The 12,371-nt window shown below is 72.4% G+C and carries 13 protein-coding genes; 5 read left to right on the forward strand and 8 right to left on the reverse strand.

Annotated elements, in window-relative coordinates; genetic code table 11:
- Positions 1 to 224 precede the first annotated feature (224 nt).
- On the forward strand, positions 225 to 1,043 hold the full coding sequence (locus tag AB0J71_RS44590) for an S-methyl-5'-thioadenosine phosphorylase (RefSeq protein WP_364392103.1): 819 nt from the start codon (positions 225 to 227) through the stop codon (positions 1,041 to 1,043).
- 61 nt (positions 1,044 to 1,104) lie between these two features.
- Here AB0J71_RS44590 and AB0J71_RS44595 read toward each other — a convergent pair whose 3' ends face one another.
- The 3 genes from AB0J71_RS44595 to AB0J71_RS44605 all read right to left on the reverse strand — a co-directional run bounded on the left by AB0J71_RS44595 (position 1,105) and on the right by AB0J71_RS44605 (position 2,765).
- The gene (locus AB0J71_RS44595) at positions 1,105 to 1,368 is read right to left on the reverse strand and encodes a phosphopantetheine-binding protein (protein WP_352330730.1); all 264 of its coding nucleotides are present in this window, start codon (positions 1,366 to 1,368) and stop codon (positions 1,105 to 1,107) included.
- On the reverse strand, positions 1,365 to 1,664 hold the full coding sequence (locus AB0J71_RS44600; protein ID WP_352330732.1) for a phosphopantetheine-binding protein: 300 nt from the start codon (positions 1,662 to 1,664) through the stop codon (positions 1,365 to 1,367). The genes AB0J71_RS44595 and AB0J71_RS44600 overlap by 4 nt, the downstream gene beginning before the upstream one ends.
- A 138-nt stretch (positions 1,665 to 1,802) precedes the next feature.
- Positions 1,803 to 2,765, reverse strand: coding sequence for a prephenate dehydrogenase/arogenate dehydrogenase family protein (locus tag AB0J71_RS44605; protein ID WP_364420252.1), 963 nt, complete (start codon positions 2,763 to 2,765; stop codon positions 1,803 to 1,805).
- Between the two features lie 157 nt (positions 2,766 to 2,922).
- Between AB0J71_RS44605 and AB0J71_RS44610 the strand changes: the two genes are divergently transcribed.
- The gene (locus AB0J71_RS44610) at positions 2,923 to 3,828 is read left to right on the forward strand and encodes an alpha/beta hydrolase (RefSeq protein WP_364420254.1); all 906 of its coding nucleotides are present in this window, start codon (positions 2,923 to 2,925) and stop codon (positions 3,826 to 3,828) included.
- Here the strand turns inward: AB0J71_RS44610 and AB0J71_RS44615 are convergent.
- From AB0J71_RS44615 to AB0J71_RS44630, 4 genes are all read right to left on the reverse strand, one after another.
- Positions 3,809 to 4,402 (reverse strand): TetR/AcrR family transcriptional regulator, encoded by a 594-nt coding sequence (locus AB0J71_RS44615; RefSeq protein ID WP_364392108.1) that lies wholly within the window; start codon positions 4,400 to 4,402, stop codon positions 3,809 to 3,811. The genes AB0J71_RS44610 and AB0J71_RS44615 overlap by 20 nt on opposite strands.
- Positions 4,403 to 4,539: 137 nt before the next feature.
- Positions 4,540 to 5,664, reverse strand: coding sequence for an FAD-dependent oxidoreductase (locus AB0J71_RS44620; protein ID WP_364420256.1), 1,125 nt, complete (start codon positions 5,662 to 5,664; stop codon positions 4,540 to 4,542).
- A 142-nt stretch (positions 5,665 to 5,806) separates the two neighbouring features.
- Complete coding sequence (locus AB0J71_RS44625; RefSeq protein WP_352327205.1) at positions 5,807 to 6,430, reverse strand: hypothetical protein; 624 nt, start codon at positions 6,428 to 6,430, stop codon at positions 5,807 to 5,809.
- 55 nt (positions 6,431 to 6,485) lie between these two features.
- Positions 6,486 to 7,316 carry a helix-turn-helix transcriptional regulator gene (locus AB0J71_RS44630; protein ID WP_364420258.1) on the reverse strand — a complete coding sequence of 277 codons (831 nt, stop codon included), beginning with the start codon at positions 7,314 to 7,316 and terminating at the stop codon, positions 6,486 to 6,488.
- An 84-nt stretch (positions 7,317 to 7,400) separates the two neighbouring features.
- On the opposite strand from AB0J71_RS44630, the gene AB0J71_RS44635 reads away from it, so the two are divergent.
- Positions 7,401 to 8,840: an MFS transporter gene (locus AB0J71_RS44635; protein WP_364420260.1), complete on the forward strand. Its 1,440-nt coding sequence runs from the start codon at positions 7,401 to 7,403 to the stop codon at positions 8,838 to 8,840.
- Positions 8,841 to 8,892: 52 nt separating this feature from the next.
- Here AB0J71_RS44635 and AB0J71_RS44640 read toward each other — a convergent pair whose 3' ends face one another.
- Entirely contained in the window at positions 8,893 to 9,825 is a 933-nt protein-coding gene (locus AB0J71_RS44640; protein ID WP_364420262.1) for a LysR family transcriptional regulator, read from the reverse strand.
- Between the two features lie 104 nt (positions 9,826 to 9,929).
- Between AB0J71_RS44640 and AB0J71_RS44645 the strand changes: the two genes are divergently transcribed.
- Complete coding sequence (locus AB0J71_RS44645) at positions 9,930 to 10,646, forward strand: MBL fold metallo-hydrolase (RefSeq protein ID WP_364420265.1); 717 nt, start codon at positions 9,930 to 9,932, stop codon at positions 10,644 to 10,646.
- 500 nt (positions 10,647 to 11,146) lie between these two features.
- Entirely contained in the window at positions 11,147 to 12,070 is a 924-nt protein-coding gene (locus AB0J71_RS44650) for an AbfB domain-containing protein (RefSeq protein WP_352327210.1), read from the forward strand.
- The last annotated feature ends 301 nt before the right edge of the window (positions 12,071 to 12,371 follow it).

Consider the following 12,371-nt stretch of genomic DNA (forward strand, 5'->3'; position numbering starts at 1 on the left):
GCATTCTTCTCCGATGACCTGCGCGACGAAGGTTCGCTCTCGAGAATAACCACGGCCGGGCGTGGCGGGTTCTTTCCCTGTGCGGCGTCGGGGCCGGTCGGGCAATCCAGGAGATGCCCCGGACGCGCCGGGAGGCCACGATGCTCCTGATGCCCGGACGGCAATTCCCGCCGCGCGGATCACCTACGCCGGGTCCCGGCCGCACCGGCGACGAAAGGCTGATCATGAACGGAATCGGCGCGGAGATCGGGATCATCGGCGGCAGCGGGTTCTCCTCGGTCGCCGACGGCGCCCGGGAGGTCACGCTCACCACCCCGTACGGCGAGCCGTCGGCGCCGCTCTCGCTGGCCCGGGTGCGCGGCCGCACGGTCGCCTTCCTGCCCCGGCACGGGCGCGACCACCGCCGGCCGCCGCACCGGATCAACTACCGGGCCAACCTGTGGGCGCTGCACTCGGTGGGCGTGCGCCAGATCCTCGCGCCGTCCGCGGTCGGCTCGCTCCGGCCCGAGCTCGGGCCGGGCGTGATGGTGGTGCCCGACCAGCTCGTGGACCGGACCTGCGGACGGGTCCGGACGTACTTCGACGACGCGGCGGTGCACGTGCCGTTCGCGGACCCGTACTGCCCGGTGGGCCGCGAGACGGTGCTCGACGCCGCGGCGGCGACCGGACAGGACTGCGTGGACGGCGGCACGACGGTGGTCGTCGACGGCCCGCGCCTGTCCAGCCGGGCCGAGGCGCAGTGGTACGCCGCCCAGGGGTGGTCGCTGCTCGACATGACGGCCTGCCCGGAGGCGGCGCTCGCCCGCGAGCTGGCCCTGTGCTACGTGCCGGTCGCGCTGGTGACGGACCTGGACGCCGGGCTCGGCGTGGGCTCCGGCGCGCGGCGCGACGAGCTCTTCTCGATCCTCCACGAGGGGCTGGACCGGCTGCGGGCGCTGGTGCTGGCGACCGTGTCCCGGCTGCCGCGCACCCGTACGTGCGGGTGCGCGCGGGCCCTGGAGGACGCCGCCCTCCCCGCCGACGCCGACCACCTTCCCGCCTGAAGCGCTCTTGGAGCATGCGGAAACCCGGGTCCCCGCGGGAACCCGGGTGTGATCACGGGGACTACACCGCCATCGGCACGTGCGCGTCCAGGGCGACGCGTTCGACCAGCGCCTCCAGGTTCGGGTCCGCGTCGAAGACGTCGCCGACGTCGATGGAGATGCCCAGCTCCTCCTTGATCCGCCCGACCAGCCGCGCCGCGGCCGCGAACTCCCCTTCCAGGTCGGAGAACGTCGCCGCCTCCAGCCCCTGGGGCACGTCGAGCACCTCGTACCAGATGTCGCCGACCTTCTCGCGAAGCTCGGCGAGGCTGAGTCCGCCGGTCATGGGCCGTCCCCTCTCAAGATCTGCTGGTGATTGCCGCAACGGCGCCGCGGCGGCCGCATCTCCGCGGATGCCCGGGACCTGACCTGGCCGAGCAGCGCGTCGAGCGTCCCGTCGCACAGCAGGACCGCCGGTTCGACGGCCACCCCGAGCCGGCCCTCGATCCGGGCCGCCATCCGCAGCGCGGCCAGCGCCGTGCCGCCGAGCTCGCCGAAGGTGGCGCCGGCCTCGTCCGGGCCGACGCCGAGCACGGTGTTCCAGATGTCGGTGACGTGCCTGTCGACGTCCGCCGGGTCCACGTCTCGCGTCCTCCCGTGAGGCTCCCTTGGGGGGACCATAAGCCGCGGGGGGCGGCGGGCGCTTGTCCTCACGTGCGCACTCGGGACCGTTCGTCCACACCTGCTCGCTCGTCCGCGCCAGAAGGGTCGCTCGTGGGGTCAGGACGCGGCCCGTTCCGCCTCCCGCGTGCGCGACAGCGCCCGGACGATGCGCGCGTGCCCCTCGTTCCCCCTGGCCAGCACCTCGGCCACCGGGCCGTCGTCGGCGGCGCGCAGGGCGGCGGCGACGCGGCTCAGGTCGCGGGTCAGCTCGTCCAGCAGGTCGGCCACAGGGGTCGCGTTGTGCGCCAGGATGTCCCGCCACATGCCGGCGGGGCTGCCGGCCACCCGCGTCACGTCCCGCAACGCCCCGGCGGCCAGCGACAACCCGCCCGCGTCCCGGTCCACCTCGTACCTCGTCCCCGTCTCCGTGCCCGTCTCCGTGCCCGAGGCCATGCCCGAGGCCGGGTCGGCGGGCCCGTCCTGGTCGCCGGTCGCGAACCGGGCGGCGAGCGCGGCCGACAGGACCAGCGGCAGGTGCGACACGGCCGCGGCGGCCCGGTCGTGGGCGTCCGGCGCGAGCAGCCGCACCTCGGCCCCGCACGCGGTCGCGAGGGCCGCCACCGTGCGCAGCGCGCCCGGCGACAGCGCCGGATGGGGGCACAACGCCCACGTCCTGGCCTCGAACAGCCCCGCCCGCGCGGCCCCGGGTCCCGACACCTCCCGCCCGGCCATCGGATGGCCGGGCACGTAGCAGGACAGGTCGCAACCGCTGCGCTCGACCTCGGCGAGGATCCGCGACTTGGCGCTGGCCACGTCCGTGTAGACCCTCCCCAGCCCGCGGGCCTGCGCCTCCCGCAGGACGGCGGCCACCGACGAGGGCGGCGTGGCGATCACGACGACGTCGGCCGGGCCGGCCCCGGCCCGCAGCGCGGTGCCCGCGCCCATCCGCGCGGCCTGCGCCAGCGCCCACGGATCGTGGTCGGCCAGCTCGACCCGGACGCCCGCCCGCCGCAGCGCGCACGCCACGGACGTGCCGATCAACCCACAGCCGATCACCACGACACGGCGGATTGGGGACATGGCCGAACCTCGCTTCCCTCGGACGTCACTCCCCCATGGTCGCGGCGCGCGGCGCCCGGCGGCGGTACGCGGCCCGTCTTCTTGCTGCCGCCCCGCGGCACGTTCCTGCCAGCGCAACCCCAGGTCAAGCCCCTGGACGCGCTCCTACGATCACGACATGTCCTACCAAGACCTGCTGACCCGCCCGGTACGCCCGCCCGACCGCGTGCTGCGCTACGGCGACCGCCACCCCGACCAGGTGATCGACGTCTACGAGGGGACCGGCCGCCCGCCCCTCGTCCTGCTGCACGGCGGCTACTGGATGGCCGAGTACGACCGGCGGCACGCCCGTCCCATGGCCGTCGCCCTGGCCGCGCTCGGCCACACGGTCTGGCTGCCCGAGTACCGCAGGGTGGGCCAGGAGGGCGGCGGCCACCCGGGCACGTTCGACGACGTGGCTGCCGCGCTGGACCTCGTACGGGCGCAGTGGCCGTCCGGGGTGCTGCTGGTGGGCCATTCGGCGGGCGGTCACCTCGCGCTCTGGTCGGCGCTGCGGCACCGGCTGCCGCCCGGCTCCCGCTGGCACGCCGAACCGGCGGTCCGCGGCGTGGTGGGGCTGGCCGCCGTCTGCGACCTGGGCGAGGCGTTCACGGCGGGGCTCGGCGGCGGCGCGGCCCGCGCCCTGCTCCACGACCGCGCCGACCTGCTGGACGAGGTGGACCCGGCGCGCCTGCTGCCCTACGACCGGGGCCCGCTGGTGCTCGTGCACGGGGTCAAGGACCGCGTACTGCCGGTGTCGATGAGCCGCCGGACGGCGGCGGCCGAGCCGTCGGCGGTGCTGATCGAGCCCTCGGACGCCGGCCACTTCAGCCTGATCGACCCCCTGTCGAGCACCTGGCCCCTGATCACCGCAGCCATCGAAGCCGCGGCCGGGGGCGGCGCGGCCATGGAGCCCGCGGCCGGGCGCAGCGCGGCCATGGACTCCGGGGCGGGACGCAGCGCGGCCGCGGAATCCGCGGCTGGCCGCGGCGCGGTCATGGAGTCCGGGGCAGAGCGCGGGGCGGTCAGGACGGTTCGGGGGTGAGCGCGCCGACGACCCGGGCGAGCAGGGCGGCCCACTCCTCCTCGCCGACGGCGTGCAGGTCGGGCGTGACCAGGGCGCTGCCCATGGACAGCAGCAGGCAGAAATGGGCCAGCGCGGCGGGCGACAGCGCCGGGTCCAGCTCGCCCCGGTCCTGGGCGAGGCGCGCCAGCGCGGCCATCGACCCGGCGCGCTCGCCGACGTAGTCGCGCATGGGCCGGGCGACGTCCTCGTCCCGGCGGGCGGCGACGAGGGCCTCGACGATGAGGTAGCCGCGGGCGTCGCGCCGCTGCGGCAGCCAGCGTCCGATCTCCAGCAGCAGGTCGGGGACGGGCCGGTCGGGGTCGGCGGCGAACAGGTCGGCCAGCCCCCGCCGCCCGTGCGCGCGCAGCGCCGCCACCAGCAGCTCGGCCTTGGAACCGAAGTGCGCGTACAGGGCGCCGTTGCTCACCCCGGCGGCGGCGGCGATGTCGGCGACGCGGGTGCCGTCGTAGCCGCGCTCGGCGAACGCCTCCGCGGCGGCGCGCAACAACCGTTCACGAGTCTCGGCGGCGGTGACGCCGGCGATACGTCCCATGGCAGCATTAAACAGCCCGCCCACCCGGAGGACCGCAACGAGCCCGGTGCAGCGGATCAAGGAAACCCGGTGAGCCCGAACGAACGGCGCCTCTGGCGGGACCTCGAGACTCGTAGGCTGCGGAGGAGGCCGCATCGTCAACTTGCCGGGTTGTCATGGGAGAACCGTTCCGGGCGGAAGGCGGCGAGCGTCTCGTCCCGCCTCTTGCTGACGATCTCCGACGCGAGCAGCCGGCCGATCACCGGCCCGAGCGTGATGCCGCTGTGGGAGACGGCCTCGTAGTAGCCCGGCACGGACGGCACCGCTCCCACCGAGGGGTATCCGTCGCCCGGGATGGGCCGGTCGACCACCCGCGCCCCGACGATGCGAGAGTCCTCGAACCCGGGGACGACGTGCCGCGCCGACTCGTGGAGCAGCCGTTCGAGCGCCGCCGGATCTTCGCCGGTGTCGATGAGCGCGTCGACCTCGCGGCTGTGGAGGACCACCGAAGCGCCTCCGTCAGGTCGGATCGCGACGCGGGGCGCGTGCATGGTCCGGCGGATCGGCACCTGCGCACACTCGATCCGGGTGACGAGGCCGGGCTCCCGGCGCATCGGCAAGTGCCGCGCGACGAGCCCGGCGACGTGGGCGGCGCCGGGTCCCGCGGCGTTCACGACGACGTCGACGTCGAGACGGCTGCCGTCGGACAGGACGACGGTCCGTACGCTCCCGTCGGCGGCGGTGCCGATGTCATGGACCGTGGTGCCGAACCTGTGCTCGGCGCCGGCCGCGACGGCCTGGCCGACCAGGCGGCCGACGAGATGGCGTCCGTGCACCCAGGCTTCGTCGGGGAAGAACACGACCGGAACCTCGCCGGACACCGTGAGCGCGGGTTCGAGGTGGCGGCGTACCTCGGCTCCCGTGCGCACCTCGGCCCGGTAGCCCCAGCCGGCCAGCAGCGCGGCCGTTTCCAGGAGGCTCGCCTCCGCCGCGGGGTCGTCCGCCCAGCGCAGGTGGCCGTCGGGGTGCCACCATGGGTCCGGCCCGATGATCTCGGCAAGCTCGCGGTACGCGGCCATGCTCGCGACGTTCAGGTCGAAGTAGGACCTGCTCGCGGTCTTGGCACTGGCGTTGACCCACGAGAACGACCAGTCGGTGACCCCTTCACCCGGCCGGCCCGCGTCGAGGAAGACCACCTTGACGCCGTGCCGTGCCAAATTCCAGCCCACACAGGCTCCGAGAACGCCCACCCCGATGACAGCAACACATCCAGGCCGCTCCACGACCCGATTCTCTCACGGACACTCGTCTCCGCCCTCTGGCAAGCGGCGCGACTGCGCTGTCGTCGTCGAAGAACGGCCCTCGCGCGGCGGCCGTCAGGCACTCACCGACGATCTAGAGTTCCCGGTCGCTTATGGAGTCAGGCTAGCGGCCCTCCACCGTGATGGCGGCCTCAAGGTGCCGGGCCACGGTCAGCAGGTCCTGGGTGCGGGAGTACTCGAGCTGGTCGTCGCGCGAGGGTGCCGGCCGGAGGCGAGCGGTGAGCTGGTCGATGCAGTCGGCCAGGAGTCGACGCTGCTCGGGCGGGAGATGACCGCCCGTGGCGAGGCACGTCTGCACGCATTCGCCAAGGAGCTGTGAAGGCTTGTCATCATCGACGATCAGGACCGCGAGCCGTCGCTGGTGCCAGAAGGACACAGCATGGAGGGCCGCTTCTCGGCGCGCGCCGTACCAACAGGCCGGGGTGTAGGGGTTGATGTCGCCGGGGCGGGGGCTGCGCCGGCCCCGCCGCTTGGCCTCGCGTCGAGCGATCGCGTAGGCCCGCTTCTCCGCCTGCCAGGCTGAACGACTGGCTTCCAGCACGGCCAAGGCTCGCAGAAGCGCGGACTCGTCGGTGCGGAACGGCCCAGCCTTGGCTCGCAGGAAACTCAAGGTCGCCTCGAAGCCGATCGGACGGTAGAGCTGCACGCAGGAGCGAAGCGCGGATACCCGTCGCTGGTGGGGCAAGGCTGTGTCGCGCGCCTTGCGAGCGAAGTTCCCGAAGCTCATCTGGCCGCGCTACCTCCGTCGCCGATGCGCCCGTCTCCTCTCACGGCCGCCGGGCTCAGACGGGCGCCGTGACGGAGCGCAGCCAGGCGAGCTTGTCGGCGGTGTCGGTGCAGGGCAGCGGGTTGTACAGCACCAGGGTCAGGTCGGGTCTGGCGGGCAGTCTCATCTGGCTGCTCTCGAAGGTCAGCGTGCCCACGACGGGATGGTCGACCTCGTTGACCCAGATCCCTGCCGCCTGGACGTCCTGTCGTGCCCACAACCGGGCGAACTCGGGACTGGACGCGCCCAGTGCGCGGACCACGTCGTGGATGTCGTGATCGCAGGGCTGCTCAGCCGCCGCGGCGCGGAAGGCCGCCACCACGGTCGGCGCCAGGTCCTGCCAGGCCCGCTCCCGGCGTCGGTACCGCGGGTCGTGGAAGAAGCCCACCAGGCAGTTGCGCTCGGCCTGCGCCATGTCCAGCGCGAGCGTGGCCGACTCGTTCCAGGCCACGTGGTTCCAGGAGGCGTCCAGCATGGTCGCCGGCTTGGGGTCCCAGGCTTCGATCAGTCGTTGCAGTCCCTCGCAGTAGGCGTGCGGGTGTCCGGCCGGAGGCGGCGGATTGAGCCCGGCCAGCGTGTACAGGTGCCGCCGTTCGACCTCGTCCAGTTGCAGGACCCGGGCCACGGCGTCCAGCACCTGCGCGGAGACGTTGATGTCGCGCCCCTGCTCCAGCCACTGGTACCAACCCGGGCTCACCCCGGCCAGCACCGCGACCTCCTCACGGCGCAGCCCCGGCGTGCGCCGGCGCCCGCCCGCCGGCAGGCCGGCGGCGGCCGGGCTGACGCGGGCCCGCCTGCTCATCAGGAAGTCACGCAGGTCCCGGCGACGTTCCTCTCCCTGCCTCACCGCGCACCGCTTCGACTGGTGGTGCCACCACCGGTGTCACCACGCTCTCCCCGCGCAGACCGGTGATGGCCGAGCGTGGACGCCATGACGATCGACCCCTTGTCCCGGGACGCCGAGGCCGGTGCCGGAACCTCCGCCGGGGAGCACGGCGCTCGGTTCACCACGCGTGCCAAATTCATCCTTGCCATCCTGTGTGCCGCGCAGTTCATCATTTCGTTGGATTTTTCGATTCTAAATGTGGCCTTGCCCGATCTCGGCAGGGAACTCGGGATGGACCAGGCCGACCTGCAATGGGCGATCACCGCCTTCGCGCTGCCCTCCGGCGGCTGCCTGTTGCTGTTCGGCCGCATGGCGGACCTGTACGGCAGGCGCAGGCTCTTCCTGGGCGGCGTCCTGCTGTTCACCGCGGCCTCCGTGCTGGCCGCCCTCGCGTGGAGCCCGGGGGTGTTCGTCGCGGGGCGGGTCCTGCAGGGGCTGGGGGCCGCCGCCGTCATTCCCACCGGCATGTCGCTGCTGACGACGACCTTCGCCGAAGGGCCGCAGCGCAACCGGGCGCTCGGCGTCAGCGGGTCGGTGCTCTCGCTCGGATTCACCGTCGGGATGCTGGTCGGCGGCACCATGACGGACACGCTGGGCTGGCGTTCGACGATGGCGCTGCTGGCCGTGGCGGGCGGCGTCCTCGCCGTGGCGGCGCCCGGACTGCTGACCGAGAGCCGGGGCGCCCGCTCTCCCCGGCTGGATCTGCCCGGAGCCGCCACCGTCAGCGGCGGCCTGGTCTGCCTCATCTATGCCCTGTCGGCGGCGGGCGCGGTGAGGGCCGCGGCCATGGCGGCGGCCGTGCTGTTGCTGGGCGGGTTCGTGGTCATCGAGTCGCGAGCCGCGCAGCCGCTGGTCTCGCTGACGATGCTGCGCAGGCCCACGGTCGCCCTCGGCAGCCTGGGCGGCCTGATCACCTTCTCCATGATGAGCTCGTTCATCTTCCTGCTGACTCTCTACCTGCAGGACGTCGTGGCGCTGTCACCCCTGTGGACAGGTCTGTTCTTCGGCGGCCAGGGCGTCGTCCTGGCCGTGACGGGCATGGTCTCCTCCTCGGTGATCCGGGTGCTGGGCGCGGGGCGGACGCTGGTCGCGGGGCTGGCCGTGCAGGGCGTCTGCACCGCCGCGATGACCGTGACCGAGGGCGCCTGGCCGGCCTTGGCCGTGATCTGCCTGGCCTCCGTGGGCCACATGTCGGTCGTGGTCTCCTACGGCGTCACCGTGACGTCCGGGCTTCCCGACACGGCTCAGGGGCTCGCGACCGGGCTGGTGACGAGCGCCCAGCAGATCGGCATCACCGTCGGCACCCCGATCCTCAGCGCCATCTGCATGGCTCAGGTGTCCGCGCTCCAGGCCGCCGGTCAGGCCGCGGCCCCGGCTCTGCTGAGCGGTGTCCGGCTGGCCGCCGCCGTGGACGCCGCCGTGGTGCTGGCCGTCTCGCTCCTGATCGGGTACGCCCTGCTCCGCACCACCTCTCGCCGGCCATGAGACACGCACCCGTGAACGGCCGGTCAGCAGCCCGCGGAGGCGCCGGGCGACCCTACGGGAGGGCGCGGTCGGCGTCGGGGATCCAGTGCCGTCCGTCCGACGGGTCCGGCGGGCTCACGCGTGGGAGCCGGCCGAGCAGCGTACGGAGCAGCGGGTGCGGGTTGCGGCGGTGCCAGACCACCCACCACGGCAGGAGGGGGATCGGGTCCACGATGGGGATGCGGCGCAGCCCGCTCCCCGTCGCGTCGATGCTCCACTCCCCCAGGCCGACGGCGCTCTTCTCGCGCAGGAACTGCTGGACCAGGTGCCCCTGGCCGATGGCGGGCTCGGTGAAGCGCAAGGGCACGCCGAGGCGGTCGGCGAGGCGTCCCAGGTAGGCGCGCCATTCGGCGGCGCCCGCCGGGTCGGGCATCGCGATGCCGCCCGCCCGCAGGTCGGCGGGCCGCAGCTCGCTCAGGTGCGCGAGCGCGTGATCCTCCGGGACGAACGCGGCCAGGGGCTCCAAATGGACCAGCCGCTGGGACAGCTCCTCCGGCCACGGCAGGTCGCGCGCCCGTCCGAAGGCCGCGTCGATCTCCTGGCGGCGCAGCGCCGGCAGCGCGACCGCGAGCCCCTGCCGCATGCTCACCTCCACGCGCAGCCGCGGGTCGCGCTCGCTGGCCTCCCTGACCATGCGCAGGGGCGTGAAGCGCTCGTCGTAGACGTCCACGCGGACGGGGCTGTCCACCACGCGGACCGCCCCCACCGCCTCGTCGAACGCCGCCACCGCCGCCACGGCCAGAGGCAGGAACCGCCTTCCGGCGGCGGTCAGCTCGATGGACCGGGTGGTCCGTTCGAACAGCGGCGTGCCGAGGGCGTCCTCCAGCCTGCGGACGCGTTTCGACAACGCCTGCTGGGTGATGAACATGCGCGCTGCGGCCCTGCCGAAGTGCAGTTCTTCGGCGGTCGCGATGAAGGCGCGTACGCCGGAGACGTCTGCTTCCACGCCCAGACCCTGCACCGACAACCATCGGTTGTCAATCCGTGGCGCCATGGCTGTTGGACAGCGCCATCGGCGGACCGGTTACCTGTTCCATGACATTTGTGCTGATGAGAGGGGGTCCCGCGATGGAGGTCGTGGAGGTCGAGCAGCGCCTGCACCTGCTGCGGCTGACGTTCGGGCAGGCGTACCTGTGGAACGACGACGGCGCGCTCACCCTGGTGGACACGGGCATCGCCACCTCGGCCCGGGAGATCGCCGAGGCGATCGGCCGGCTCGGGATGCGCACCGACGCCGTACGGCGGGTCGTCCTCACCCACTACCACGAGGACCACTGCGGCGGCGCGGCGGACGTGACGGCGTGGGGCGAGGTCACGGTGCTGGCCCATCGCCTGGAGGCCCCGGTGATCCGAGGGGACGTGCCCGCCCCGCCGCCGAACTTCACCGACGAGGAACGGGCCCTGCATCGCAGTCTGGGCGCCGACCTGCTGCCGCCCGCGCCGCCGTGCCGGGTGGACCGCGAGCTTGAGGACGGCGACGTGATCGCCTTCGGGGGCGGGGCCCGCGTGATCGCCACCCCAGGGCACACCGCCGGCAGCATCGCCCTCCACCTGCCGGAGCACGGAGTCCTCTTCACGGGCGACACCGTGGCGCACGTGTCCGGACTGGTCATGCCCGGAGTGTTCAACATGGACCGTGACGAGATGCTCCGCTCGTTCCGGCGGCTGGCCGAACTGGACGTCCGGACGGCCTGCGTGGGCCACGGCGACCCCGTCACGGACGCCGGCGACGCCCTCCGTAAGGCAGCCGCCGACCTCCCCGCCTGAGCCGGCTGCTCAGGCGTTCTCAGGCGTTCTCTTCAGACGTTCCAGCCAGGCGGTCGGCGAGGCGCCGGCGCGGATCGCCCCCGACCTCGTACACGGTGGAGGCGATCTTCATCCCGAACGCGGTCCAGTGAAAGACCGAGCCGGGGGCCAGCGGCCGTCGGCGTGCAGCTCCCGGACCCGCGTCGGGGCTGACGCCGTAGCCGGGGGCCCCGATCCGCCACTTCCAAGAGCTCTCCCACAACGGCCGGTCGTAGCAGGGGGCCTTCGGCGACGACGCGCCGCGCGCGTCCTCAGCATTCCCACTGAAGAACGACAGAGATCCTTTGCGCAAGGCCGCCAGAACGACGATCCATGCTCCCGCCACTGAACAGCAATCGACTCTCGGAGAAAGCCGGTAACCAGGGCCGTTGACCGACCCTCACCGCAACCGCATACTGACCAGATGTAGCGGGGACAGTCGTCGCCAGCCGCCCGGCCGACAATGGCGAAGGGTATACAGAATGTTGAACGAACGGCGTTCTTTCGAGTCCCTCAGCCCGCGCGGCCACTACATCCGGCACGCGAACTTCTTGGGAGAAATATCTCCGATAGCCACCTCGCTCGACCGCGCCGACGCCTCGTTCGACGTCGTCAGGGGGCTCGCCGGAGACGGCACCGTGTCCTTCCGGTCGGCCAATCTTCCCAACCACTACCTGCGACACCAGAATTTCCGCCTGGTCCTCTCGGAATTTACGCCGGACGACCGGCTCATGCACGAAGACGCGTCCTTCATATCCGACCTGGGCCTCACGGTAACCGTCTGGAACTCCTTTCGCTCCTACAATTACCCCAAGCTGTACATCCGGCATCAGAACTTTCATCTCTACGTGAGCGAGATCAACCAGAACAGCCCTGAGCTCGATCGATCGGACGCGACGTTCAATCCCGGGAACGCGTTCTTGGCGCCGCCCGAAACCATACGCCTCGTCGAGATGGCCAATGACAAGCGGATATTCCAGGCACCCGGGACCCCATTCCTCCGCCTGGACAAGCGGCTTGTCGCCGTAGCCCAAGAGCACAGCCAGGACCTGGCCAACCATCCCGGTCTCTGGGAGAGGCTCCTGAACGGTTATCCGGGACACTACGGCTCGGACAACAGCACGCCGGAGCAGCGGATTCAAAGGGTGATGGGTTCCGCCGGGACCGAGAACGTGTACATCCAGTGGTTCTGGGGCGGGAACACCCCGCCGCCCTCCGCCCAGGCGGCGCATGATTGGTGGTGGTACCAGAGCCCTCCCCACAAAGCCAATCTGATCAATTCAAGCCACAGGTCCACCGGTGTCGGCATAGCCACGGGATCCGGAAACGTCCCCCAAGGCCACGATCACGCAGGTGAGCGCGCGACGTTCCACTATTACACCCAGGTGTTCCATTCATCGCCTTAGCGGAGTCACGCGATACCGGCGTGCGGGGCGCCGCACCGTGGCCCGCGCCGCGCAGCTCCTCGATCAGCGCACGCCCGATCGTGCCTGTCGCGCCCGTCACCACGATCATCAGGCAACCCTCTGCACAGAAGCTGGTCGTCCGCCAAGGCGGGGACGGTCAGCCGATGCGGAGCGGGAGGGTGCGGGGGCCGCGGACCTGGCCCGCTGCCCAGGTGACGGCGTCGGGGTCGGCGAGGGTGAAGGTGGGGATGCGCTGGAGCCAGACGTCGAGGGCGGTGCGCAGTTCCATGCGGGCCAGGTG

Source organism: Nonomuraea sp. NPDC049637, from assembly GCF_040675235.1.
Lineage (GTDB): Bacteria > Actinomycetota > Actinomycetes > Streptosporangiales > Streptosporangiaceae > Nonomuraea.